The organism is Pseudomonas sivasensis (genome assembly GCF_052938085.1).
This window is the reverse complement of sequence record NZ_CP176442.1, coordinates 5,584,303-5,609,255: the sequence shown is the minus strand read 5'-3', so window position 1 is coordinate 5,609,255 and position 24,953 is coordinate 5,584,303. Positions and strand designations below refer to the sequence as shown.

The following is a 24,953-nucleotide window of genomic DNA, read 5'->3' as shown; positions in this document are numbered from 1 at the left end:
GTGGGAGATTGTTCAAATAATCACCAATCACCTTGCGCCCGTTCTTCCCCTTCTCTACAATTGCGCCCCTTGCCCACTCGGCAGGCACGCATGTGCCTCCCTGCGGCAAGATCCATAAGTGTCATTCACTCCTTGTCTGACCGTTTTTGAGCGGCAGGCTACAACCCGTAAGGAGCATTCATGCGTCATTACGAAATCATCTTTTTGGTCCACCCGGATCAAAGCGAGCAAGTCGGCGGCATGGTTGAGCGTTACACCAAGCTGATCGAAGAAGACGGCGGCAAAATCCACCGTCTGGAAGATTGGGGTCGTCGTCAACTGGCCTACGCAATCAACAATGTTCACAAGGCTCACTACGTGATGCTGAACGTTGAGTGCACTGGCAAGGCCCTGGCCGAGCTGGAAGACAACTTCCGCTACAACGATGCAGTGATCCGTAACCTGGTCATCCGTCGCGAAGAAGCCGTTACCGGCCAATCCGAGATGCTCAAGGCTGAAGAAAACCGCAGTGAGCGCCGTGAGCGTCGCGACCGTCCTGAGCACGAAGGCGCTGATAGCGCTGATAGTGATGACAGCGACAGCAGCGATAACGCTGACGAGTAATCCACGGACCTTATTAAGGAGCCTATCAAATGGCACGTTTCTTCCGTCGTCGTAAGTTTTGCCGCTTCACCGCTGAAGAAGTGAAGGAGATCGATTACAAAGATCTCAACACTCTGAAAGCCTACGTATCCGAGACCGGCAAAATCGTTCCAAGCCGTATCACCGGTACCAAAGCACGTTATCAGCGTCAGCTGGCCACCGCTATCAAGCGCGCCCGCTTCCTGGCCCTGCTGGCCTACACCGACAGCCACGGCCGCTGAGACCGGGCAGTCGACAAGTAGTAAGGGATTGAATGCATGCGCGCCTTAGCTGAGTTCATCATGCGCGGTCGTGTGCAGGCCACTCTGGTAGTGGCTGGATGTGCAGTGTTGCCGATGTTGTTTTGGTTGAGTGCTGCTGCAGGTTGCCTTGTGCTTCTGCGGCGCGGTTCGGACGCTTTGAGCGTCCTGGGTCTAGGGTTGTTGTCAGTGTTGGTGAGCTGGCATTTCCTGCAAGACCCGACAGCGCTTCTTGTGCTGTTTGGGAGTTGTAGTCTGGCGTTGGTTTTGCGCGCCGGTCATTCCTGGAATCGTGTGCTGCTGGTCAGCACGGCCGTGGGGTTGTTGTGTGCAGTGAGCCTGGGGACCGTATTCGGTTCTTTCATCGAGTCATTGGCGCAGACGTTTCAACACGTTTTGCCGCTGGTGATGGGTGAGTCTTACGAGAAGTTCTCGGCGGATCAGAAAGCAGTTCTCGCTTCGTTGACAGTCCCGCTGTTGATCATTTCAACGTCGGTTTCGGTGCAGATCTTTAGTGTGTTGTGCCTGATTCTTGGGCGCTACTGGCAAGCGTTGTTGTATAACCCCGGAGGTTTCGGAAGCGAGTTTCGCGCAATCCGAATCCCCAAGCGCGTTGCGCTGTCACTGCTGGCCGTCATGTGTGTCGCTCCGTTTATCGGTTGGCACACCTTGATCTTGTTGCCGTTGTGCGGTGTACCGCTGTTCTTCGCTGGCCTGTCCTTGATTCATGGGTTGGTTGCGCAGAAAAAATTGGCCAGTTTTTGGCTGGTGGGGTTTTACGTCACTGTCTTGCCGCTTATGCACTTGATTGGTCCGTTACTCGTGGTCTTGGCCATTGTCGACAGCCTGATTGATTTTCGCGGACGTTCTGCGCCGAAAGACGCCGATAACGCGAACGGTGAAGGTTAAAAGTTAGAGGATTTTCATATGCAACTGATCCTTCTGGAAAAAGTCGCCAACCTGGGCAACCTGGGCGACAAAGTGAACGTTAAGGCCGGTTACGGTCGTAACTACCTGCTGCCATACGGCAAAGCCACCGCTGCAACCGCTGCCAACCTGGCTGCGTTTGAAGAGCGTCGTGCTGAGCTGGAAAAAGCAGCAGCAGACAAAAAAGCTTCGGCCGAAACTCGCGCTGCCCAACTGGCTGAGCTGGAAGTGACTATCACTGCCACCGCCGGTGACGAAGGCAAGCTGTTCGGTTCGATCGGCACCCACGACATCGCTGATGCACTGACCGCCTCCGGCGTTGAAGTGCAGAAGAGCGAAGTTCGTCTGCCGAACGGCACCATCCGCAACGTAGGCGAATTCGACGTAGCCGTGCACCTGCACGCTGAAGTTGAAGCCACCGTACGCGTTGTCGTGGTAGCAGCTTAAGCAACACCTAACTGGCTGGCACCTCGTGTGCCGGACGGTTAACATCGGGCACGATCCTGTTTACAGGTCGTGCCTTTTGTTTTTCTACAAACCCCAAATTCCAAGTGGCCATGAACGATATTTCAGCTCCTGAGCAATACGATCTGCAAACCGCTGCCCTGAAGGTGCCGCCGCATTCCATCGAGGCCGAACAGGCCGTGCTCGGTGGTTTGATGCTGGACAACAACGCCTGGGAACGCGTGCTGGATCAAGTCTCGGATGGCGATTTCTACCGTCATGACCACCGCCTGATCTTCCGTGCCATCGCCAAGCTGGCCGACCAGAACTCGCCGATCGACGTAGTGACCCTGGCCGAGCAATTGGACAAGGAGGGCCAGACCTCCCAAGTGGGCGGCCTGGGTTACTTGGGTGAGCTGGCGAAGAACACGCCATCGGTCGCCAACATCAAGGCCTATGCGCAGATTGTTCGTGCACGGGCCACGTTGCGCCAGTTGATCGGTATCGCCACCGAGATCGCCGACAGTGCTTTCAACCCGGAAGGCCGTACCGCTGAAGAGATTCTTGACGAAGCCGAACGGCAGATCTTTCAGATCGCCGAGGCCCGGCCGAAAACCGGCGGCCCGGTCAGCGTCAACGACCTGCTGACCAAAGCCATCGACCGTATCGATACCCTGTTCAACACCGACAACGCCATCACCGGCCTGTCCACCGGCTATACCGATCTGGATGGTATGACCAGCGGCCTGCAGCCAGCTGACTTGATCATCGTCGCCGGCCGTCCGTCCATGGGTAAAACTACTTTCGCCATGAACCTGGTGGAAAACGCTGTGTTGCGCAGCGACAAGGCGGTACTGGTCTACTCCCTGGAGATGCCAGGTGAATCGCTGATCATGCGTATGTTGTCGTCCCTGGGCCGCATTGATCAGACCAAAGTGCGTGCCGGTCGCCTGGAAGATGATGATTGGCCGCGCCTGACCTCGGCGGTCAACCTGCTCAACGACCGCAAGCTGTTTATCGATGACACAGCGGGCATCAGCCCGTCGGAAATGCGCGCGCGTACCCGACGTCTCGTGCGCGAGCACGGCGATATCGCCCTGATCATGATCGACTACCTGCAATTGATGCAGATCCCAGGCTCCAGCGGCGACAGCCGTACCAACGAAATTTCCGAGATTTCTCGCTCGTTGAAAGCCCTGGCCAAAGAATTCAACTGCCCGGTGGTTGCCCTGTCGCAGCTCAACCGCTCCCTGGAGCAACGCCCGAACAAGCGCCCGATCAACTCCGACTTGCGGGAGTCTGGAGCGATCGAGCAGGATGCTGACGTGATCATGTTCGTTTACCGGGACGAGGTGTATCACCCGGAAACCGAGCATAAAGGCATCGCTGAAATCATCATCGGTAAGCAGCGTAACGGCCCGATCGGGACCACGCGTCTGGCCTTTATCGGCAAATACACCCGCTTCGAAAACCTGGCGCCGGGCAGTTACAACTTCGAAGACGAGTAACCGTACTAAGGGCGAGGAAACAGCTCCCGGATGGTAGATTCGTCGTACTGGTAGTTCCAGCGTAATTCGGCGCCGGCGGCTATGTCCTCGCTGGCGAACAGACCCGTGAGTATCAGTTGTTCCTGTGTGTTGTCGTCCACTTGCGCCTGGATACGAAATTGCGCGGCCTCAACGTTATAGCCCACGCTCGCCTGCCGGATCGGCAATTCGCCTTCGTACTCGAAAATCGTGTTTATCCTTGAGAGCGCGTTGTCTCCCGAGAGCACCAATTGCATATTCACGGCGTGCGGGGTAGTAGGCCTGAGGTTTTTGATCGGCATCAGGTAAGGATCCTGCCTTGCCCTGGCGACGTATAGCGGCAAGAGTTCTCCACCGTAGACGCCCAATGCTTGACCTTTTTTCAGAGCGCGGCGGGTGACGACTGTGGCCTCGCCAATCAGCGACGCTTCCTGTGCACACTTCTGATGAGCTGCGGTGAAGGAGGTGACCTCAAGCTTGTCTTCATACAGGCGGGCCACATTTTCGTAACCTTGCCACCGAATGTAGGGGTGCAATTCGCTGGCGGCGAAGACGGCTTCTGTGGTCAACGATTTGCCGTGGCTCTGTATCTGCCGGATTCGCATAGGCCGGCCCAGTGTGTCGCGCAACGGGTATCGGCCGTTGTTGGCTCGGTCATAGATGCGCCGGTAGTTCTGGCTGTACTGGTAGCCGCGGTGGGTGCGCATTTGGCTAAGCTCGGTTGCAGAATAGTGCGCCCTCACCACGCCCTCTTCGGCTGACTCGTAGTCGCTGCTCAAACTAACCGATTCGGCCGACTCAAACTCCTCACCGGATTCCATGCCTTCCTCCAGCCGTACAGGTGAGTCCTTGCCGCCGAGCAATGCGCCTTTGGCCTGATCAATTTCCCAGCCGCCCTCGGTTTTCTGGCGCAGGTAGGGCTGATAGGCACGAAAGCGGCTGCGGGCATCGAGCAGGCGCCATCCCATGGTGTCGTATTTGACTTGGTAATATTTCTGGTTGTCCTGGATGTAATAGCGATAGTTGCCGTTGGCCAGCGGGGGAGCTTGATGAATGCCGTCTGCGCGTAGTGTCAGGCCCAACGGCGGCGAGGGGTCGCTGAATAAGGGGTCTAGGGGCAAGCCGACTGCGCTTGATGTCTGTGCGGAGGCGACTCGGGTGCGAATGGGGGGCGGGCCTTCGTTCATCACCGACAAGCCGGTTTTATAAAGCGCCTGCTCGAGCGAATCGGCTCCTGAGCGTTGCAGGATTACGCTGAGCTCTGACTCCGGCAGCATGCGCTCGATAGCCCCGAGCAAAGGCATGGGCGCACTTTTGTCATTGTGGAGGGCGTAAAGCTCGCCTTGGCGAATCAACACATCGCGGGCTGTGACCTCCGCGGTGCCGATCCGACCCAGCAACGGGCCGCTGTGGCTTACGTCATGTACTTCGATCAGGCGCGCCTTCGGCCAGCCAGGGATGCGCTCCAGGGTGTGCAGAACGAGTGGCACGCTCTCACGGCTGCGTAGGCATTCAAGAAAAATACTTTCACCCAAACGCGTTGCCTGTTGGGTTTGGGCGTATTGCTCGGCTTCCCAGCGCTGTGTGTTCGGTAAGGTTGTTAGCCCCTCCAGCTGCTGGCGCTCGGATTGCGAGAGTGTGCCTTGCATGTCTTCAAGGTGGCGTTTGGAGAGTGTCGGCGCGGCGGTGTGAAGGCTCTTTTCGGTCTGAGACATCAGTTTTTCACTCGGCGCGGTGAGTAAGGTAAACAGCCGCTGCTTTTGCCCTACGACTTGTTCTTCCAAGGTCCGCGCCAGGTTTTCGACTTTGGTGAAGTAGTCGATATACACCGGTGGCAGCAGCGCGTTGAATTCGTCTTGGGGCAGTTGCTCTTGCAGTGCGTGCAGCAACTCGCCACGCCGGAAACGCGCCGCGTCTATACGGGTTTCGGCTGTACCGGTGCCATGGCTCAGCACCTCCTGTTGTTCATCGACAATTTTCAGCACGCGGTTGGCGGGCCATTGCGCCAGTGACGTGAGGAGGTGGAATTGAATCTGCGGCGAATGCGGGCTGAGCGTCATGCCCTCGGCGCGACTCAGGTCGAAGTCATTGATTTCTTGTTCCAGATTGAAGTGGTTGAGGGTATCTAGCAGCAATGGCGGTGGGCGCACCATCTCTTGATGGATCTGACGCAGCGCCGCCTTATCCACACCGCTGAGCAACAGGATCGGCTCCACCGCCGCTTGCTTGATCTGCGTCGCATCCGGGCCCAGACGCTTAATGAGCTTGATGTCCTCCCACTCGCCGGGCGTTTCGTGCAGATGGCGCCAGCCGCCCGCTTGGTTGCTAAGCAGCGGTGGTGAATAGGCGTGTGGGTCAGTCGGGTGCGCCAGTTCCCATTGCTTGCCCTCAGCGGTACGGCGTACGGCGTGGGCGTGATCATCCAGCTTCAGGAACTGCTGTTGCCCGTGCTGATACAAGCCTTGGCTGTCGGCAACCAGATGTTCCGGCAGCCCGTCGGGATGACGGTACGGCGTGAGGTCCGAGTGCCACAGGCGCCAGCCTTTGTTGCGCACTCGGACTTTTATCAAGCCGGCGGTGAAACCTGCGGTCTTGATCGCGCCGGCGGTTGCAGCGGCGAGGGCGAGATTGTCCGCCACATCCAGCAGATCGTTGAGCGCCTCGTCACTGTCGCCGCGGCTCCAGGCGGAGAACCCCTCGTAAATTGTGTCGATCAACTGGGCGGCGCTGACCACCAGCAGCACTTCGCCCACAATCGGAATGAACGACGCTGCAAAGAACAGCACGGATTTGCCCGCATCGATATAGCCCTGCAGACGCTTTTGCCGGCTCAGCACGTCGACGTTTGCGGTGAGTGCCGCGAGGGTTTGGGCATCACTCTTGATCTGCGCGATGGTGTGCTCGGCGATGGACAGGAACACATCTGCGCTGCATGCGGTGAGGTCCACAGGAAGGTTCAGATGGGCCGGCTCGGTGTAGATCCGTCCTCCCATTTCGATATTGTCTGAGCCGGAATGCTCCGGCGTTGCGTCCAGCAGGCTGCCTTGGTGCTGCAAGGGCACCAGCCGCTCGAAGACGGCGCGGTAGTTTTCATCCAGCAGCCGTTCGGCCAGCTTGCGCTTGAGTTCGGCTAGGCTCGCGTGCGGACGTAGCGCAGCGCTTGGATCGTCGGGCGTGTAGAGGATGAACGGGAGGCCGATCTTTGGCGCCTCAATCACCAGCACGCCCGGCAATACCACCTCGTTGATCGTCAGGTGATGGCACTGCATATCCGGGGGTGACCCCGACCGGTACAGACTGTTCAGTTGCAGATGCTGCTTGGCGGTGAGGCGGCGGTTCATATAAGCGATATGTATCGCGACCCCAAAGGCATGCTGCACCTGAGCGCGAAACACCCTTCGCACCTCTTGCGGCGTGCGCCCCGAGGCGGAGCTCGACGACGGCTCAAGCGCGCTGAAGATATGTGCAAGGTATTGGCCGCCCAGGTCCAGATTGCGGCAGAACTTGGCGAATGCCGGGCCAGTGATCGAACTGGATACCTCGCCGGTTGCCGTGACGTTATAAATTGCCGTTCCGGTTTCCATGCCGCCTTCTTGCGCTTCAGAGGCTTCGAAGTTCTGCAGGGCCGCCTCTAGCAGCGTCTGCCGAGTGGTTCTGGCATGGGTTTTTATCAGCCCGAGCAGGTGATGGTTTTTCCATTCGCGCACTAGGATCGCGTTTTCGTCGGCAATCAGCGTGAAAAACTGCGCAGTCAGTGCCGCGCGCAAGCGGGGGCGGGCAAAGTCTTCAGGGCTTTGGATCTCGCCCAGCAGCGCTTTGAGGTCGTGCCGGGCCAGGTTGCTATTGATCAGGCAGTCGCGAAAATCCTTGAGCTGCGAGGCGGGTGCCTGACGCAGCCAGGACGGCAACTGAGGCCCTATCATCGCGTGATGTGCCGTCAGGAGAGGGCGGCGTGGTGGTGGGGTGGGGCGTGTATTCATGGGCTGGGCCACCAGGGGCTGTGGTTGATTGAAACCAGCCTATCGAGGATGTTTTTGCCGATGAGTTAGTGGAATAGCCCCGTATGTGCTTGATTAACTGGGGTGAATACGGAAGCGGCAGATCGCCGGTTTAAAAGCCGACCATTACCGTCGGAATTGGTCAAAATTTGTGCTATATTCCGCGCCCGCGATTTTTCATCTCAACACCGGTCACCGTCATGCAAACAGCCAAGCCGTTATTTGACTATCCCAAGTACTGGGCCGAATGTTTCGGTCCTGCGCCATTCCTGCCCATGAGCAGGGAGGAGATGGATCAGCTTGGCTGGGATTCCTGCGACATCATCATCGTCACTGGTGATGCCTACGTGGATCACCCGTCGTTCGGTATGGCCATCATCGGCCGGCTGCTGGAGTCCCAAGGCTTCCGCGTCGGGATCATTGCCCAGCCGAACTGGCAGTCCAAAGACGACTTCATGAAGCTCGGCGAGCCGAACCTGTTCTTCGGCGTCGCGGCCGGCAACATGGACTCGATGATCAACCGCTACACCGCCGACAAGAAAATCCGTTCCGACGACGCCTACACTCCAGGCGGCATGGCCGGCAAACGCCCGGACCGTGCGAGCCTGGTGTACAGCCAGCGTTGCAAGGAAGCGTACAAGAACGTGCCGATCGTACTCGGCGGCATCGAAGCCTCCCTGCGCCGCATCGCCCACTACGACTACTGGCAGGACCGTGTGCGCAACTCGATCCTGATCGACGCCACCGCCGATATCCTGCTGTACGGCAACGCCGAGCGGGCCATCGTCGAAGTCGCCCAGCGCCTGTCGTGGGGTCACAAGATCGAAGACATCACCGATGTGCGCGGCACCGCGTTCATTCGCCGTGACACGCCCGAAGGCTGGTACGAGGTGGACTCCACCCGCATCGACCGTCCGGGCAAGGTCGACAAGATCATCAACCCGTACGTCAACACCCAGGACACCCAGGCCTGCGCCATCGAGCAGGAAAAGGGTCCGGTTGATGACCCGGAAGAAGCCAAGGTCGTGCAGATCCTGGCCAGCCCGCGCATGACCCGCGACAAGACCGTGATCCGCCTGCCATCGGTGGAAAAAGTCCGTGGTGACGCGGTGCTCTATGCCCACGCTAACCGCGTGTTGCACCTGGAAACCAACCCAGGCAACGCCCGCGCCCTGGTGCAGAAGCACGGTGAAGTGGACGTATGGTTCAATCCGCCTCCCATCCCGATGACCACCGAAGAAATGGACTACGTGTTCGGCATGCCGTACGCACGCGTTCCGCACCCGGCGTATGGCAAGGAAAAAATCCCGGCCTACGACATGATCCGCTTCTCGGTGAACATCATGCGTGGCTGCTTCGGCGGCTGCACCTTCTGCTCAATCACCGAGCACGAAGGCCGCATCATCCAGAACCGTTCCGAAGAGTCGATCATCCGCGAGATCGAAGAGATCCGCGACAAGGTGCCTGGTTTTACCGGCGTGATCTCCGACCTCGGCGGCCCGACCGCGAACATGTACCGCATCGCCTGCAAGAGCCCGGAAATCGAATCCGCGTGCCGCAAGCCGTCGTGCGTGTTCCCTGGTATCTGCCCGAACCTGAACACCGACCATTCGTCGCTGATCCAGCTGTATCGCAGCGCCCGAGCCTTGCCGGGTGTGAAGAAGATTTTGATCGCTTCCGGCCTGCGCTACGACCTCGCGGTCGAGTCGCCGGAATATGTGAAAGAGTTGGTAACGCACCACGTCGGTGGCTACCTCAAGATCGCCCCGGAACACACCGAGGAAGGTCCGCTCAACCAGATGATGAAACCGGGCATCGGCAGCTATGACAAGTTCAAGCGCATGTTCGAGAAGTACACCAAGGAAGCGGGCAAGGAGCAGTACCTGATCCCGTACTTCATCGCCGCCCACCCAGGCACCACCGATGAAGACATGATGAACCTGGCCCTGTGGCTCAAGGGCAACGGCTTCCGTGCCGACCAGGTGCAGGCGTTCTATCCGTCGCCGATGGCCACTGCCACCGCGATGTACCATTCGGGCAAGAACCCGCTGCGCAAGGTCACCTACAAGAGCGACGCGGTGACCATCGTCAAGAGCGAGGAGCAGCGCCGTCTGCACAAAGCATTCCTTCGCTATCACGACCCGAAAGGCTGGCCGATGCTGCGTGAAGCGTTGACCCGCATGGGCCGTGCCGACCTGATCGGGCCGGGCAAGGACCAACTGATCCCGCTGCACCAGCCGAGCACCGACAGCTACCAGAGCGCCCGTCGCAAGAATTCGACGCCGGTCGGCAGCCATAAGGTCGCCAAGGAAACCACCACCAAGATCCTCACCCAGCATACTGGCCTGCCGCCTCGTGGCAGCGATGGCAGCAACCCGTGGGACAAGCGTGAGCAAGCCAAGGCCGCGGCCCAGGCACGTAACAAACAGGCGGCCAAAGAGCGCAGCGATGCGGCCAAGGGCAAGGGCGGCAAGCCCGCGCGTAAGCCGGTTGTGCCGCGTTGATCGCCGCTTGACTATGTAAAACGCCAGCCTCGTGCTGGCGTTTTGCTTTCTAGGCGGTGGGGAGTCTGTTTGTTAAGGTGGCGCCCATTAAATCGCTATCGGGGGCAAGCCCCCTCCCACTTTTTGAATGTATTCACACATCACATGTGGGAGGGGCTTGCCCCCGATAGCGTCAGTTCGGTCTCCACCCCTTCAAGGAAGAACACCCCATGGGCAACTCCCTGGCCGGCATCGGCATGGACTTCAACCGTTCGCAGTTCATGGCGCGCCAGCGCATCGAAAGCCAGATCAACCTACCGCGCCTGTTCGCTGCCATCGACGCCGACCCCGGCATCGTCGGCGCGGGCGTTGTGTACATCGACGCCGACTTCAACGTCATCACCCTGCGCGAATTCAAGCCGATCTGCAGCATCAAACCCAAGCGCATCATCTTGCGCGAGGCGCAGAAGTACATCTCGCCCGCACAGTTTGTGGAGCAGGTGAAGACCGATCCCCGGGAAGGGCGCCTCCAGAAGGAAGCGTTTGACATGGGCCTTTCCTGTAGCGCCGCGGTGATCGGTTGGATCGTGGTATTCAGCGGCAGCGTCGCGGTGCCGTTCACCGCCGGTGCCAGCGCGTTTGTGGTCGGCATTGGCATCACGGCGGCATTGGCCAGCAGCGCTCAATGCGGGTTTGGCGTGGCGCGCACTTATAACGAAGTGCTTGATCCGGATGCCAACGACCGCATGGATGACGCCGCATGGTACGGCGCCGTTTCCCCCCTTCTCGATGCGGCTTCGTTGGTGGGTATCGGAACAGGTGCCTTGACAACGATTCGGTTGCTCAAGGCCAACAAAGCAGCTGCGTTGGGCAAAAGTTGGTACGAGTTGCTCAAGGGCCTGAGCCGCCAGGAACGCAAGAAGCTGACCAAAGAACTGCTGAGCCTGAAAGACCCCAGCCTGACCCCCAAGTTGCTTAAATTGCAGCAGCGCGCCGGCACGTTGACCAAGAGCTACAGCTCCACCGAAATCCGGCATGCCACACTGACTCAGCTCAAGGATGCCATGGGGGGGCTGTTGGGGATCTGGGGCAGCCATCGAACCGGCCACGTGGGCACGGCCGAAACTATTGCTATCGGCCTGTACGAGGATCTGACGGAATGAACGGCTTTCCCGATATGGGCGGATTCCTGGCCCGATATTTTCCGGTGTTCATGGGCACTATTTTCATGGCGATCTTCTCCGGTTCGGCTGCGGTGTCCATGGCCGGCGTGACGTATCTGCGCGGTGTCGATCCTGCCCTCAAGTCCAGCTATTCGGGAGGCGCCATCCTGGTGCTGGTGGCGGTGCTGGTGTTTGGCAATGTCATGATTGCGCGCGGGTATCCCTGGGCGACGCGGCTCGTCGCGGGGTATTTGGGCGCCTGCCTATTGTTCGTACTGCCGATGATTCAATACGGCCTCAATGGCTGGGTCTATGGCTCGGCCGTGCTGTTTCCGTTGCTGGGGTTATTGCTGCTTAACAGCAAGCGCCATCGTGAAATGCGCCAAAAGCTCTTCGAAATACGCCACCTGCGCCAGGCGGTGATCGCGAAGGGTAAGCGCGGCTGACTGGGTAGATTCGCCACCTGTTTGCACACGCTCGCCACAAATATGTGCAACCCTCGCACCACGGCACCTACGATGGCGCCGTTTTGGTGCTGTACTGCACCGGGTCTTACGATAAAGCGCAATGGCTGCCGCACTGGCATAAGTCTTGCGCGCGTTGTGTTCATGCCCTGGCTCGCAGGAGGCCGCCGTGTCGATTCATGTCGCGTTGCACCACGTTACGCATTACCGCTACGACCGTGCCGTCGAACTCGGGCCACAGATCGTGCGCTTACGTCCGGCGGCCCATAGCCGCACGCGGATTTTGTCCTACGCACTCAAAGTGCTGCCCGAGCAGCACTTCATCAATTGGCAGCAAGACCCCCAGGGCAATTACCTGGCGCGCCTGGTATTCCCGGAAAAGACCGATGAGCTGCGGATCGAAGTTGACCTGGTCGCTGAGATGGCAGTCTTTAATCCGTTCGACTTCTTTCTCGAACCCTACGCCGAAAAAATCCCCTTCAGCTACGCCGCCGATGAGCAGCGCGAGCTGGCGCCGTACCTGGAAACCCTGCCGCTGACGCCGAAGTTTGCCGCCTACCTGGCCGGCATCGACCGCACGCCACTGCCCGCCGTGGACTTCTTGGTGGGGCTCAATCAGCGTTTGGCCACCGATATCGGTTACCTGATCCGCATGGAACCTGGCGTGCAAACCCCGGAGTTCACCCTGGAAAACGCCTCCGGCTCCTGCCGCGACTCGGCGTGGTTGTTGGTGCAGTTGCTGCGCAATCTGGGGCTGGCGGCGCGGTTTGTGTCCGGCTATCTGATCCAGCTGACCGCCGACGTCAAAGCCCTGGATGGCCCGTCCGGCACTGAGGTGGACTTCACCGACCTGCATGCCTGGTGCGAAGTGTATTTGCCCGGCGCCGGCTGGATCGGGCTGGATGCAACCTCCGGATTGTTTGCCGGTGAAGGGCATATCCCGTTGGCCTGTAGTCCTGATCCATCGTCCGCCGCGCCGATTAGTGGGCTGGTGGAACCCTGCGAGTGCGAATTTACCCACGAAATGTCGGTGGAGCGCATCTGGGAAGCGCCACGGGTCACCAAGCCCTACACCGAAGAGCAGTGGCTGGCGATCCAGGCCCTGGGCCGGCAGATCGACGGCGACCTGCTCAAGGACGACGTGCGCCTGACCATGGGCGGTGAGCCGACCTTTGTGTCCATCGACGACCCCGACGGCGCCGAGTGGAACACCGCGGCCCTTGGCCCCGACAAACGCCGCTTGTCCGCCGAGCTGTTCCAGCGCATGCGCAAGCACTACGCGCCCAAGGGCCTGGTGCATTTTGGCCAGGGCAAGTGGTACCCCGGCGAGCAACTGCCGCGCTGGTCGCTCAACTGTTACTGGCGCCGCGACGGCGTGCCGATCTGGCACAACAGTGCACTGATTGCCGATGAGCAAGAGGACTACGGTGCCGATGGCGTGCTGGCCGGGCGCTTCCTGGCCAGTGTTGCCGAACGCCTCAAGTTGCCGGCGCGTTTTGTATTCCCGGCCTTCGAAGACAATTTTTACTACCTGTGGCGCGAAGGTGCGTTGCCTCAGAACGTCACCGCCCAGGACCCGCGCTTGAGCGACGACCTAGAGCGCGAACGCCTGCGCAAAGTGTTCAGCCAGGGCCTGGATAAAGTCATCGGCCAGGTGCTGCCGCTGGCACGTACGGCCGCGAATGACCGCTGGCAAAGTGGGCGTTGGTACCTGCGCGATAACCACTGCCGCCTGGTACCGGGGGATTCACCGCTTGGCTATCGCCTGCCGTTGGCCTCGCAGCCGTGGGTGACGGCGGCGGAGTATCCGTTCGTGCACCCCACCGACCCTAATCAGGATCAGCCGGAACTGCCAACAAGTGCCCAACTGCAAAGCCACGGCGAAGCAGCGCCGAGCGATGAGCGAGTGCCCGAGGTCGACGAGTCCGCTGACTGGCTGACCCGCACCGCACTGTGCGCCGAAGCACGGGAAGGGCGCCTGTACCTGTTCATGCCGCCGCTGGAGCGCGTCGAGGATTACCTGGAACTGGTTGCCGCCATCGAAGCCACTGCCGAAGAGCTGCACTGCCCGGTGCTGTTGGAAGGCTACGAACCGCCGTTCGATATGCGCCTGAGCAACTTCCGGGTGACGCCGGATCCGGGTGTGATTGAGGTCAATGTGCAGCCGTCCGCCACGTGGGATGAATTGGTCGAGCGCACCGAGTTTCTCTATGAAGAGGCGCGACAGACCCGCCTGACCACCGAAAAATTCATGATCGACGGGCGCCACACTGGCACCGGTGGTGGTAACCACTTTGTGCTCGGGGGCGCGACGCCCAAGGATTCACCGTTTCTGCGTCGTCCCGATTTGCTGCGCAGCCTGATCAGCTACTGGCATAACCACCCGTCACTGTCCTACCTGTTTTCTGGCTTGTTTATCGGCCCGACGTCCCAGGCGCCGCGAGTGGATGAGGCGCGTAACGACGCGCTGTATGAGCTGGAAATCGCTTTCGCGCAAATGCCCGAGCCCGGCGAGGACTGCCCGCCCTGGCTGGTGGACCGCCTGCTGCGCAACCTGCTGATCGACGTGACGGGCAACACTCACCGCGCCGAATTCTGCGTCGACAAGCTTTACTCGCCCGACGGCGCCACCGGCCGCCTGGGCCTGTTGGAGCTGCGCGCCTTTGAAATGCCGCCCCACGCGCGCATGAGTTTGACTCAGCAACTGCTGCTGCGGGCGCTGGTGGCGCGGTTCTGGCGTGAGCCTTACGCACCGCCGAAACTGGCGCGCTGGGGCACCGAGTTGCATGACCGCTTTTTGCTGCCGCACTTTATCGAGCAGGACTTTGCCGACGTGATCGTCGAACTCAACGCCGCCGGCTACCCACTGCGTGCCGAATGGTTCGCCGCGCATTTGGGGTTCCGTTTCCCCAAGGTCGGCGACTATGCCGTCAGCGGTATCGAACTGGAACTGCGCCAGGCCCTGGAACCTTGGCATGTACTGGGCGAAGAGGGCGCAGTGGGCGGCACAGTGCGCTATGTGGATTCGTCCCTGGAGCGCTTGCAGGTGAAGTTTAGCGGGTTGCCACCGCAACGCTACCTGTTGACCTGCAATGGCATCCCAGTGCCGCTGCAACCGACCGGGCGAGTCGGCGAGTTTGTCGCTGGCGTGCGTTACCGCGCCTGGCAACCGGCCAACTGTTTGCAACCGACCATCCCGGTCCATGCGCCGCTGGTGTTCGACCTGCTGGACACCTGGATGCAACGCTCGTTGGGCGGTTGCCAGTACCACGTCGCGCATCCGGGTGGACGCAATTACGACAGCTTACCGGTGAACGCCAATGAGGCTGAGAGCCGGCGCATGGCGCGGTTTTTCCGTCTCGGCCACACGCCTGGGAAGCTCACCGTACCGAGTGTTGTGATCAATGACGAATTCCCTATGACCCTGGATCTGCGGCGTTTCCCCAATAAAAATGACTGAGCCCTATCCAACTGTGACTCCAGATAATGTAGTGAGCGAGCATGCCTCGCGCGCGGCAAGCCCGCTCACCACAAAGCCTGGAAACCACAGAGGGATTTGCAGTGTTTGTTAGGGTAATCTGAGCCCCTTTGCCTCTGCCGAGCGTTCCATGTCCGACTTGCTCGACCGTTACCCGCTAACTGCGGGCACTTATCACGAACTGCTGGATGACAGCGGCGCGGTGCGTGCCCATTGGCGGCGCTTGCTTGATCACCTGCAACGCAGCACCCCCGCGCAGTTGGCCCAGCGCCAGGCGCTGCTGACGCGGCAGATCCAGGAAAACGGCGTGACCTACAACGTCTATGCCGACCCCAAGGGCGCCGATCGGCCGTGGGAGCTGGACCTGCTGCCCCATGTGTTGGCGGCGGATGAATGGCAGCACCTGTCGGCCGGTATCGCCCAGCGGGCGCGCCTGCTCAATGCCGTGCTCGCTGATCTGTATGGCCCGCAACGCTTGATCAAAGAAGGCTTGCTGCCGGCGGAGTTGGTGTTCGGGCATAACAATTTCCTGTGGCCGTGCCAGGGTATCCAGCCCCCCGACGGTGCTTTCCTGCATCTGTACGCGGTTGACCTGGCGCGCACTCCGAATGGTCGTTGGTGGGTGACGGCCGACCGCACCCAGGCCCCATCGGGCGCCGGTTATGCGTTGGAAAATCGCACCATCGTGTCTCGCGCCTTCCCGGACTTGTACCGTGACTTGCAGGTGCAGCACCTCACCGGTTTCTTCCGCACGCTCCAGGAAACCCTGGTCCGCCAGGCGCCCGGCGATGACCAGACACCGCTGATCGTGCTGCTCACCCCAGGCCGCTTCAACGAAAGCTACTTCGAACATCTCTACCTGGCGCGCCAGCTCGGCTATCCGCTGGTGGAAGGTGGCGACCTCACCGTGCGCGACAGCACCGTGTTCCTCAAAACCCTCAGCGGTCTGCGCCGGGTGCACGCGATCATGCGGCGCCTGGACGACGACTTCTGCGACCCGCTTGAACTGCGCACCGACTCGGCCCTCGGCGTGCCGGGCCTGTTGGATGCGGTGCGCCAGGGCAATGTGCTGGTGGCCAATGCCTTGGGCAGCGGCGTGCTGGAGTCGCCCGGGTTGCTGGGGTTCCTGCCGAAAATCAACGAGTTTTTGTTCGGCGAAGAACTGATCCTGCCGTCCATCGCCACCTGGTGGTGCGGTGAAGCACCGGTGCTCGCCGAAGCCTTGGAAAAACTGCCGGAGCTGCTGATCAAACCCGCGTTCCCTTCGCAGAGTTTCGCCCCGGTGTTTGGCCGCGATCTGAACGATGAGCAGCGCGAGGCCCTGGCCGAACGCATGCGTGCGCGGCCGTACGCCTACGTCGCCCAGGAGCTGGCGCAACTGTCCCAGGCGCCGGTGTGGCACACCGTGGATGACCACCTGCAGCACCGTGCCATCGGCATGCGTGTGTACGCCGTGGCCAGTGACGAGGGCTATCGCGTACTGCCCGGCGGCCTGACCCGTGTGGCTGCTGAGGCCGATGCCGAAGTGGTGTCGATGCAACGCGGCGGTGCGAGCAAAGACACCTGGGTGCTCGGCGAACGCGCCCCCGGTGGTGAGCAGTGGCGTGCCCAGCGCACGATTGGTGCCCATGACCTGGTGCGCCGCGATCCTTATCTGCCGTCGCGGGTGGTGGAAAACCTGTTCTGGTTTGGCCGTTACTGCGAGCGCTGCGATGACAGCGCGCGCTGGTTGCGAATCGTGCTGGCGCGTTATGTCGACGGCGACGATCCCTTGGCGTTGCTGGCGGCGGTGGAGCTGGGCGAAAACCTGCGCCTGCTGCCGGAAGAGGGCGAACTGCCGGAGCGTCTGCTCGCAGCGTTGCTCGGCGATGACTGGCCATCGAGCCTGCGCGCTAACCTGCAACGCTTGCAGTGGGCGGCGTCCCAGGTGCGTGGCAAGTTGTCCCGCGAGAACTGGCAGGCCTTGGTGGAGCTGCAACGCGAAGCCATGGAGCTGGAAAGTGAGGCGCCGGACTTTGGCGAGTTGCTGGATTTTCTCAACCGCCTGGTGATGTCCTTGGCGGCGCTGTCCGGGTTTGCCCTGGACGACATGACCCGCGACGAAGGCTGGCGTTTCCTGATGATGGGCCGGCGCATAGAACGCCTGCAATTCTTAAGCAGCAGCCTGGCGGCATTCCTGCGTGGCGTCGCGGTGTTCGATCAGGCGGGGCTGGAGTGGTTGCTGGAGTTGGGCAACAGCAGCATCACATACCGCTCGCGCTACTTGGCGGTGCCGCAGTTGATTCCGGTGCTCGACCTGTTGCTGCTCGACGAGCAGAACCCCCATGCCGTGCTGTTCCAGCTCAAATTGGTCAGTCGCACTTTGCGTCGCCTTAATGATGATTTTGGTGTGCCACGGGAAACGGGCCTGGCGCCCTTGGTGGAGCGCCTGGCGCGTTTCGACTTGAGTTGCCTGGAGAACCCGTTGTTTGGCGAGTCCAGCGTACGTGCTGCGTTGGACGGCCTGGCCGACCTGCTGCAAGCGGTGGCCGCTGAAAGCGGGCAAGTGTCGGATCGCCTCGCGTTGCGCCATTTTGCCCATGTGGATGATGTCAGCCAGCAAACGGTGTCGGTGTAATGAGCGCGCGCTATCAGATTTTCCACGATACCCACTACCACTACGACAGCCCGGTGTCCCTGGCCCAGCAACTGGCGCATTTATGGCCACGACCCTGTGCCTGGCAACGCTGCACGTCGCAACAACTGGATATCAGCCCGGAGCCGACCTCGCGCCGCGATGAGCTGGATGTATACGGCAACCCGATCACCCGCCTGGCGTTCGAACGGCCTCACGATGAATTGCTGGTCAACGCTGGGCTGACCGTGGAGGTGCTGGCGCGGCCTGTACTGGATTTTCGGCAGTCGCCGGCCTGGGATCAGACCCGTGACAGCCTGACCTACAGCAGCCAGCCGATGACCCCTGAGCGAATCGAAGCCTGTCGGTATCGCTTTGAATCACCCTACGTGCACCTGAAAAAAACCTTCGTCGAGTTCTCCGAAAGTTGTTTTCCCCCTGGCGAACCCTTGTTGTTGGGCGTGCAGGCGCTGATGGAAAAGATTTTCAGTGAATTCACCTTCGATGCCGAAGCGACCCAAGTCGCCACACCGCTGGTGGAAGTGCTGGAACGCCGCCGTGGCGTGTGTCAGGACTTCGCCCACCTGATGCTCGCCTGCCTGCGCTCGCGGGGCTTGGCTGCGCGGTATATCAGCGGCTACCTGCTCACCCAGCCACCGCCCGGCCAGCCACGGCTGATCGGTGCTGATGCGTCCCACGCGTGGGTATCAGTGTTTTGCCCGGTGTCAGGCTGGGTGGATTTTGATCCGACGAACAATGTGCAGCCGGCACTGGAGCACATCACCTTGGCCTGGGGCAGGGACTTTTCCGATGTGTCGCCGTTGCGTGGGGTAATTCTGGGGGGAGGGAACCATGACCCGGAGGTGCGGGTGACGGTGATGCCGCTGGAATAACGGTGGAGTGTGGTGAGACAGGGGGGGCCTGCTCACCACAACAGAATTTATTCAGCCGGGTCTTTCGGGGTTTCGGTCTCGTCTGCTGCCACTTCACCTTCCGCGTCCGGGTTCAGTGCGCCCGCTTCTTCATCGACAGCGGCTTTCTTGCGTTGCAGTTTTTCCTCTTTCTTCTGTTCCTTGGCCAAGTCTCTCTGACGTTTGGCGAAGGAGTAATTAGGTTTGGCCATGGGCGATCCTCTAGGGTCGAAGGTGAGGGTGGCGGCGCGCAGCTGCCTTGTGACGACATGGTAGCAGCTTCAAGGGGCGCTTTGCCTTCACTTACCGCAGGCGTACGCGGCCAGCAGGCCATTGAACAGGTGATTGAGGCGCATGGTTCGGACTCCAGTGGGTGATGGGCCGATCATAGGCAGGTACTGCTACTTTGGCTGGTAGATTGTGTTGATAAGTCTGATAGCCTAAAGTTGTATACAATCTGTTGATTCAGATCATAAGAATTCAAGCCTGCTTGAGGCACCCTTACCGCAATCCGCGTTTTATAAACCCTGCCTTGGAGATTCACATGTTTGCCAAACTCGTTGCTGTTTCCCTGCTGACTTTGGCCAGTGGCCAGTTGTTTGCCGCAGAGTGCAATGTCACCGTCGACTCCACCGATCAGATGTCCTTCAACACCAAGGAAATCGTGATCGACAAGAGCTGCAAGACGTTCACCGTGAACCTGGAACACTCGGGCAGCTTGCCGAAAAACGTCATGGGCCATAACTGGGTGCTGACCACTGCCGCCAACATGCAACCGGTTGCCACTGACGGCATGGCCGCTGGCATCGACAAGAACTACCTGAAAGAGGGTGACGACCGCATCATCGCCCACACCAAGCTGATCGGTGCCGGCGAGAAAGATTCGGTGACTTTCGATGTTTCCAAGCTGGCTGCTGGTACGGACTACGCGTTCTTCTGCTCGTTCCCAGGCCACATCTCGATGATGAAAGGCACTGTGGTCGTCAAGTAAGACCGGGTTATCGTTTATCGGGAGCAAGCCCCCTCCCACACTTGACCGAGTTCTAACATGAGAATGCGATCAAATGTGGGAGGGGGCTTGCTCCCGATAGCGGCCTGCCAATCAACACAAAAATATCTGGCTCACCTCACGGCGCAAACGGCATCACCCGCTTGTGCTCAGTCTTGCGATAGGTCTCGCAGATAATCCTGAACGCCTCTTCGCGCACCGGTTCACCGTGCAGGAACGCATCGATCTCGGCATACGTCACGCCATGTGACGCTTCATCCGGCTTACCTGGCGACAGGTCTTCAAGGTCGGCCGTCGGCACCTTCTCCACCAACGACTCCGGCGCGCCAAAGTGCCGTGCAATCGCGCGTACCTGGTTTTTTACCAGCCCGCTCAACGGCGCCAGATCGCATGCACCGTCACCGAACTTGGTGAAAAACCCCATCACCGCTTCCGCCGCATGGTCGGTGCCGATCACCAAACCACCGGCCGCGCCGGCGATGGTGTATTGCGCCACCATCCGCATGCGCGCCTTGGTGTTGCCAAGCACGAAGTCACGGGACACCGCCGCCTTGCCTTCAAACGCCGCCACTTCACTGGCCAGGGCTTTGACCGCCGGGCCGATGTTCACGGTGTGGCGCTCGTCGGGCTCGATAAAGTCCACCGATGCCTGGGCGTCGATTTCGTCGAACTGGGTTTCGTAGGGCAGGCGCACGGCAATAAAGCGGTACGCCTCGTCACCGGTGCTGGCGCGCAGTTCCTGCATCGCGCGCTGGGCCAACAGGCCGGCGGTCAGGGAATCGACGCCACCGCTGATGCCCAGCACCAATGTTTTGAGTCCGGAATTGCGCAGGCAGTCCTGGATAAAGGTCACGCGTCGGGCAACCTCGGCCTCAAGGGCGGCTTGGTCGTTGAACGGCGCTTGCACCTTGAGCTGTTCAGCAATCTCGCGCTGTACGGCTTGCATGATTCACTCCTTGCTGGAAATGGCAGGTACTTTGAAAACGTGACGCAAATAGGCGACAAAATTCGGGTCGGTGCAGTGGGTCTTGCCCGCTTCATCGGAGATTTTGGCGACGGGCTGGCCGTTGCAGGCGGTCATTTTAAGCACGATGCTCATCGGTTCCACCCCTGGAATATCGCAGGTCAGGTTGGTGCCGATGCCGAAGCTCACATTAATGCGACCGCGCAGCGCACGGAAAATCTCCAAGGCCTTGGGCAGCGACAGGCTGTCGGAGAACACCAGGGTTTTGCTCATCGGCTCGATACCCAGCTTGTGGTAGTGAGCGATGGCTTTTTCCGCCCACTGCACCGGGTCCCCAGAATCGTGGCGCAGGCCGTCGAACAGCTTGGCGAAGTACAAGTCGAAGTCGCCGAGGAACGCGTCGGTGGTGATGCAATCGGTCAGGGCGATGCCCAGCAGGCCACGGTATTCGCGGACCCAGCAATCGAGGGCGGCGATCTGGCTGTCGATCAGGCGTGGGCCGAGTTGCTGGTGGGCCATGATCCATTCGTGGGCCATGGTACCCAGGGGCTTCATGTCCAGCTCGCGGGCCAGGTGCACGTTGCTGGTGCCGACAAAGCGCCCGGGGAAGTCATGCTTGAGCACATTGACCACTTCTTCCTGCACCCGGTACGAAAAGCGTCGGCGCGTGCCGAAGTCGGCCACTTGCAGCTCCGACAGTTCCTCGCTGCTGGCATTCGCCGTCAGCCAATCGAACTTGCGGTACAACTGCTCGCGGGCCTGTTCGAGGATCACGGTCTGGTAGCGGTAGCGGTTACGCACTTCGCTGACGATGGCCAGCATCGGCACTTCAAACAGGATCACATGCAGCCACGGCCCGCGCAGGCGGATAAACAACTCGCCGTTCTCGATGCCGGTCTGCACATAACGCAGGTTGAAGCGGAATAGCCCGAGGAAGCGCAGGAAGTCCGGTTTCATAAAGCTGATGCGTTCCAGGAAGCCCAGTTGGTCCGGGCTCAGGCTCAGCTCGGCGAGGCGTTCGATCTGGTAGCGAATCTCCGCCAGGTACGGGCGCAGGTCCTCGCTGTTACGGCAACGGAATTCCCACTCAACTTCCACGTTGGGGTAGTTGTGCAGCACCGCCTGCATCATGGTCAGCTTGTAGAAGTCGGTGTCGAGCAGGTTCTGCACGATGCGATCGGCAAACACACTCTCGCTCATAACGGGAATCTCCAGACGGGTCGGCGATGGACGCCGGCCTTTACGCACAATTAAGGAAGGGGGCTAGTGGCGCATAGACCTGTGGGGTTTTGCCAGTGATTTTTTCAGTGAGGCCACTGGCGTCATCGGGGGAAAGCCTCCTCCCACACTTGGAATGTGTTTCAAATGTGGGAGGGGGCTTGCCCCGATGGCGGTATTCCAGGCACTAAAGAACCTGCTCCATCATCCACTTCACAAACTCGCGCACCTTGGGCACTTCCGCCGAATGCTCGGGATAGGCCAGGTAATACGCATCCTGGCTCGGCATCGCGTGCTGCCATGGGATCACCAACTTGCCGTCGGCCAGTTCTTCTTCCACCAGAAACCGCGGCAGCAGCGCTACACCGCAGCCTACCTGCGCCGCTCGAATGCACATATAAAAGGTGTCGAAACGCGGCCCGTGGTAGCTGTGCTCGGTGTGATACCCCTGATCGGCAAACCAGTCATGCCAGCCCTGGGGGCGTGAGGCGTTTTGCAGCAGCACCAGTTCGCTCAGTTGCGTGGGGTCGTTGAAGGGCTTCGCGGGCAGACTTTCCGGTGCACACACCGGCACCAGTTCTTCGCTGAACAGCTTCAGGCTCTCGGTGCCGGGGCGCGAGCCCTGGCCGAAGTAGAAGGCCATGTCGGCCTTGCCTTGCAGCAGTTCGTCCGGCTCCTGCTCGTTGCACAGGTCCAGGTGGATCTGCGGATGGCGCAACCGCCAACCCTTGAGGCGCGGCACCAGCCAGCGCGCGCCGAAGGTGTAAGGCGTGGACACGCGCAGCACTTCGGTCTCGCCGCCGTAGGAGCGCAGGTAGTGGGTGGACATCTCCACTTGCGTGAGGATCTTGCGCACTTCCACCAGGTACAGGTCGCCCGCCGGGGTCATCTGCAAGCGGCGACGCACGCGGCGAAACAGCAGGTGTTGCAGCAGCTCTTCCAACTGCGCCACCTGTTTGCTGACCGCGCTTTGCGTGAGGTTCAACTCCTCGGCGGCGCGGGTGAAGCTCAGGTGGCGGGTGGCTGCTTCGAAACACTGCAGGGCGGTGATCGAGGGCAAATGTCTTTTGTTCAGCACGGCGTGCCTCTTTTTATGCTTTGCATGAATAAACGGAATGATATCTCGCCTAATCGTCGTTTGTTGGCAAGTCTTGAGCCAGCTACAAATAAGGTCTGGATTGCCGTGCGCGCCGCGGCGCGAATTTTCTGTTTGCAGTTTGAAGGAGTGACCAATGGTTGCCGCATTGCTTGATCGTCTCGGGGTGAACCCGTCGCTGTACCAGGCGGGCAAACAGCCCGTGCATTCGCCGATTGATGGCAGCCAAATCGGCAGTGTGCATTGGGAAGGTGCCGCCGAGGTGGAGCAACAGGTCAGTCGCGCCGAGCATGCATTCGACGCCTGGCGCAAAGTTCCAGCGCCGCGTCGCGGTGAGCTGGTGCGCCAATTCGGCGACGTGCTGCGCGAATACAAGGCCGACCTGGGCGAGCTGGTGTCCTGGGAAGCGGGCAAGATCACCCAGGAAGGCCTGGGTGAAGTGCAGGAAATGATCGACATCTGCGATTTCGCGGTCGGTCTGTCGCGTCAGTTGTACGGCTTGACCATCGCTTCCGAGCGCCCAGGCCACCACATGCGTGAAACCTGGCACCCGCTGGGCGTGGTCGGCGTCATCAGCGCCTTCAACTTCCCGGTCGCCGTGTGGGCATGGAACACCGCCCTGGCCCTGGTGTGCGGCAACGCCGTGATCTGGAAACCCTCGGAAAAGACCCCGCTCACGGCCCTGGCTTGCCAGGCGCTGTTCGAGCGCGTGCTGAAGAAATTCGACGGCGCCCCTGAGTATCTGAGCCAAGTGATCATCGGTGGTCGCGATGCAGGCGCCGCGCTGGTGGATGACCCGCGTGTGGCGTTGATCAGCGCCACCGGCAGCACGCGCATGGGCCGCGAAGTGGCGCCGAAAGTCGCCGCACGTTTCGCCCGCAGCATCCTGGAACTGGGCGGCAACAACGCGATGATCCTCGGCCCAAGCGCCGACCTGGACATGGCCGTGCGCGCCATTCTGTTCAGCGCCGTCGGCACCGCCGGCCAGCGCTGCACCACCCTGCGCCGCCTGATTGCCCATGAATCGGTCAAGGAAGAAATCGTCACTCGCCTCAAGGCCGCCTATTCCAAAGTGCGCATCGGCCACCCGCTGGAAGGCAACCTGATCGGCCCGCTGATCGACAAGCACGGTTTCGACAATATGCAGGACGCGCTGGAGCAAGCGCTGAGCGAAGGCGGCAAAGTGTTCGGCGGCAAGCGCCAGTTGGAAGACACATTCCCCAACGCCTACTACGTGTCGCCGGCCATTGTGGAGATGCCCGAGCAAAGCGACGTGGTGTGCACCGAAACCTTCGCGCCGATTCTGTATGTCGTCGGCTACACCGACTTCGCCGAAGCCCTGCGCCTGAACAACGCGGTGCCCCAAGGCCTGTCCTCGTGCATCTTCACCACTGACGTGCGTGAAGCCGAGCAGTTCATGTCGGCAGTCGGCAGTGACTGCGGCATTGCCAACGTCAATATCGGCCCAAGCGGCGCAGAAATTGGCGGCGCGTTTGGCGGTGAAAAAGAGACCGGCGGCGGTCGTGAGTCGGGTTCGGATGCGTGGCGCGGGTATATGCGCCGCCAGACCAATACCGTGAACTACTCGCTGGAACTGCCGCTGGCCCAGGGCATCACCTTCGACTGATTTCCTCAAGTCGGAGTGAGGTCAGCGTGGGAGGGGGCTTGCTCCCGATGGCGGTGAATCAGGTTTGAAGTGTTGTCTGATACACCGCCATCGGGAGCAAGCCCCCTCCCGCATGTGACCTCATTTGCAGTTCGGAATAGATGTTTGTTG

The 24,953-nt window shown here is 60.4% G+C and carries 18 protein-coding genes; 13 read left to right on the top strand and 5 right to left on the bottom strand.

All coding sequences use genetic code 11. The features are described from left to right. Positions 1 to 180: 180 nt before the first annotated feature. The 5 genes from rpsF to dnaB all read left to right on the top strand — a co-directional run bounded on the left by rpsF (position 181) and on the right by dnaB (position 3,760). Positions 181 to 603 carry a 30S ribosomal protein S6 gene (gene rpsF, locus ACKZ62_RS25915; protein WP_003171371.1) on the top strand — a complete coding sequence of 141 codons (423 nt, stop codon included), beginning with the start codon at positions 181 to 183 and terminating at the stop codon, positions 601 to 603. Positions 604 to 632: 29 nt separating this feature from the next. Next, positions 633 to 863 (top strand): 30S ribosomal protein S18, encoded by a 231-nt coding sequence (rpsR, locus tag ACKZ62_RS25910; RefSeq protein ID WP_003171373.1) that lies wholly within the window; start codon positions 633 to 635, stop codon positions 861 to 863. 36 nt (positions 864 to 899) lie between these two features. Continuing rightward, positions 900 to 1,790, top strand: coding sequence for a YybS family protein (locus ACKZ62_RS25905; RefSeq protein WP_032890500.1), 891 nt, complete (start codon positions 900 to 902; stop codon positions 1,788 to 1,790). Positions 1,791 to 1,808: 18 nt separating this feature from the next. Further along, positions 1,809 to 2,255 carry a 50S ribosomal protein L9 gene (gene rplI / locus ACKZ62_RS25900; protein WP_003171376.1) on the top strand — a complete coding sequence of 149 codons (447 nt, stop codon included), beginning with the start codon at positions 1,809 to 1,811 and terminating at the stop codon, positions 2,253 to 2,255. Positions 2,256 to 2,365: 110 nt separating this feature from the next. After that, a complete protein-coding gene (gene dnaB / locus ACKZ62_RS25895; protein WP_003217484.1) occupies positions 2,366 to 3,760 on the top strand; it encodes a replicative DNA helicase in 1,395 nt (464 codons plus the stop codon). Between the two features lie 5 nt (positions 3,761 to 3,765). On the opposite strand, the gene ACKZ62_RS25890 is transcribed toward dnaB, so the two are convergent. Further along, entirely contained in the window at positions 3,766 to 7,758 is a 3,993-nt protein-coding gene (locus ACKZ62_RS25890) for a dermonecrotic toxin domain-containing protein (protein WP_447096022.1), read from the bottom strand. A gap of 218 nt (positions 7,759 to 7,976) precedes the next feature. Between ACKZ62_RS25890 and ACKZ62_RS25885 the strand changes: the two genes are divergently transcribed. The 6 genes from ACKZ62_RS25885 to ACKZ62_RS25860 all read left to right on the top strand — a co-directional run bounded on the left by ACKZ62_RS25885 (position 7,977) and on the right by ACKZ62_RS25860 (position 18,871). Beyond that, the gene (locus ACKZ62_RS25885; protein ID WP_032890504.1) at positions 7,977 to 10,280 is read left to right on the top strand and encodes a YgiQ family radical SAM protein; all 2,304 of its coding nucleotides are present in this window, start codon (positions 7,977 to 7,979) and stop codon (positions 10,278 to 10,280) included. 209 nt (positions 10,281 to 10,489) lie between these two features. Then, a complete protein-coding gene (locus ACKZ62_RS25880) occupies positions 10,490 to 11,422 on the top strand; it encodes an Ssp4 family T6SS effector (protein ID WP_447096021.1) in 933 nt (310 codons plus the stop codon). Further along, positions 11,419 to 11,868: a hypothetical protein gene (locus tag ACKZ62_RS25875; protein ID WP_095186062.1), complete on the top strand. Its 450-nt coding sequence runs from the start codon at positions 11,419 to 11,421 to the stop codon at positions 11,866 to 11,868. The genes ACKZ62_RS25880 and ACKZ62_RS25875 overlap by 4 nt, the downstream gene beginning before the upstream one ends. Before the next feature lie 187 nt (positions 11,869 to 12,055). Further along, positions 12,056 to 15,346, top strand: a complete 3,291-nt coding sequence (locus ACKZ62_RS25870) for a transglutaminase family protein (protein WP_447096020.1) — start codon at positions 12,056 to 12,058, stop codon at positions 15,344 to 15,346. 148 nt (positions 15,347 to 15,494) lie between these two features. Continuing rightward, positions 15,495 to 17,981: a circularly permuted type 2 ATP-grasp protein gene (locus tag ACKZ62_RS25865; RefSeq protein ID WP_447096019.1), complete on the top strand. Its 2,487-nt coding sequence runs from the start codon at positions 15,495 to 15,497 to the stop codon at positions 17,979 to 17,981. Next, positions 17,981 to 18,871, top strand: a complete 891-nt coding sequence (locus tag ACKZ62_RS25860; protein ID WP_032890514.1) for a transglutaminase family protein — start codon at positions 17,981 to 17,983, stop codon at positions 18,869 to 18,871. The genes ACKZ62_RS25865 and ACKZ62_RS25860 overlap by 1 nt, the downstream gene beginning before the upstream one ends. Positions 18,872 to 18,918: 47 nt before the next feature. Here ACKZ62_RS25860 and ACKZ62_RS25855 read toward each other — a convergent pair whose 3' ends face one another. Continuing rightward, the gene (locus ACKZ62_RS25855; RefSeq protein ID WP_032890516.1) at positions 18,919 to 19,101 is read right to left on the bottom strand and encodes a hypothetical protein; all 183 of its coding nucleotides are present in this window, start codon (positions 19,099 to 19,101) and stop codon (positions 18,919 to 18,921) included. Positions 19,102 to 19,433: 332 nt separating this feature from the next. On the opposite strand from ACKZ62_RS25855, the gene azu reads away from it, so the two are divergent. Continuing rightward, positions 19,434 to 19,880, top strand: a complete 447-nt coding sequence (gene azu, locus ACKZ62_RS25850) for an azurin (protein ID WP_032890518.1) — start codon at positions 19,434 to 19,436, stop codon at positions 19,878 to 19,880. A 136-nt stretch (positions 19,881 to 20,016) separates the two neighbouring features. Here the strand turns inward: azu and nadE are convergent, their stop codons facing one another. The 3 genes from nadE to ACKZ62_RS25835 all read right to left on the bottom strand — a co-directional run bounded on the left by nadE (position 20,017) and on the right by ACKZ62_RS25835 (position 23,158). Beyond that, the gene (gene nadE, locus ACKZ62_RS25845) at positions 20,017 to 20,844 is read right to left on the bottom strand and encodes an NAD(+) synthase (RefSeq protein ID WP_032890520.1); all 828 of its coding nucleotides are present in this window, start codon (positions 20,842 to 20,844) and stop codon (positions 20,017 to 20,019) included. 3 nt (positions 20,845 to 20,847) lie between these two features. Next, entirely contained in the window at positions 20,848 to 22,062 is a 1,215-nt protein-coding gene (gene pncB, locus ACKZ62_RS25840) for a nicotinate phosphoribosyltransferase (protein WP_032890522.1), read from the bottom strand. A 205-nt stretch (positions 22,063 to 22,267) separates the two neighbouring features. Then, the gene (locus ACKZ62_RS25835; protein ID WP_032890523.1) at positions 22,268 to 23,158 is read right to left on the bottom strand and encodes a LysR family transcriptional regulator; all 891 of its coding nucleotides are present in this window, start codon (positions 23,156 to 23,158) and stop codon (positions 22,268 to 22,270) included. 154 nt (positions 23,159 to 23,312) lie between these two features. Here ACKZ62_RS25835 and amaB point away from each other — a divergent pair, with 154 nt between their 5' ends. Beyond that, on the top strand, positions 23,313 to 24,803 hold the full coding sequence (amaB, locus tag ACKZ62_RS25830) for an L-piperidine-6-carboxylate dehydrogenase (RefSeq protein WP_095186059.1): 1,491 nt from the start codon (positions 23,313 to 23,315) through the stop codon (positions 24,801 to 24,803). Positions 24,804 to 24,953 lie beyond the last annotated feature (150 nt).

What these genes read in the sequence shown, in the direction of transcription:
- rpsF (WP_003171371.1), top strand. Translation starts at nt 181, where the DNA reads ATGCGTCATTACGAAATCATCTTTTTGGTCCACCCGGATCAAAGCGAG.
- rpsR (WP_003171373.1), top strand. Translation starts at nt 633, where the DNA reads ATGGCACGTTTCTTCCGTCGTCGTAAGTTTTGCCGCTTCACCGCTGAA.
- ACKZ62_RS25905 (WP_032890500.1), top strand. Translation starts at nt 900, where the DNA reads ATGCGCGCCTTAGCTGAGTTCATCATGCGCGGTCGTGTGCAGGCCACT.
- rplI (WP_003171376.1), top strand. Translation starts at nt 1,809, where the DNA reads ATGCAACTGATCCTTCTGGAAAAAGTCGCCAACCTGGGCAACCTGGGC.
- dnaB (WP_003217484.1), top strand. Translation starts at nt 2,366, where the DNA reads ATGAACGATATTTCAGCTCCTGAGCAATACGATCTGCAAACCGCTGCC.
- ACKZ62_RS25890 (WP_447096022.1), bottom strand. Translation starts at nt 7,758, where the DNA reads ATGAATACACGCCCCACCCCACCACCACGCCGCCCTCTCCTGACGGCA.
- ACKZ62_RS25885 (WP_032890504.1), top strand. Translation starts at nt 7,977, where the DNA reads ATGCAAACAGCCAAGCCGTTATTTGACTATCCCAAGTACTGGGCCGAA.
- ACKZ62_RS25880 (WP_447096021.1), top strand. Translation starts at nt 10,490, where the DNA reads ATGGGCAACTCCCTGGCCGGCATCGGCATGGACTTCAACCGTTCGCAG.
- ACKZ62_RS25875 (WP_095186062.1), top strand. Translation starts at nt 11,419, where the DNA reads ATGAACGGCTTTCCCGATATGGGCGGATTCCTGGCCCGATATTTTCCG.
- ACKZ62_RS25865 (WP_447096019.1), top strand. Translation starts at nt 15,495, where the DNA reads ATGTCCGACTTGCTCGACCGTTACCCGCTAACTGCGGGCACTTATCAC.
- ACKZ62_RS25860 (WP_032890514.1), top strand. Translation starts at nt 17,981, where the DNA reads ATGAGCGCGCGCTATCAGATTTTCCACGATACCCACTACCACTACGAC.
- ACKZ62_RS25855 (WP_032890516.1), bottom strand. Translation starts at nt 19,101, where the DNA reads ATGGCCAAACCTAATTACTCCTTCGCCAAACGTCAGAGAGACTTGGCC.
- azu (WP_032890518.1), top strand. Translation starts at nt 19,434, where the DNA reads ATGTTTGCCAAACTCGTTGCTGTTTCCCTGCTGACTTTGGCCAGTGGC.
- nadE (WP_032890520.1), bottom strand. Translation starts at nt 20,844, where the DNA reads ATGCAAGCCGTACAGCGCGAGATTGCTGAACAGCTCAAGGTGCAAGCG.
- pncB (WP_032890522.1), bottom strand. Translation starts at nt 22,062, where the DNA reads ATGAGCGAGAGTGTGTTTGCCGATCGCATCGTGCAGAACCTGCTCGAC.
- amaB (WP_095186059.1), top strand. Translation starts at nt 23,313, where the DNA reads ATGGTTGCCGCATTGCTTGATCGTCTCGGGGTGAACCCGTCGCTGTAC.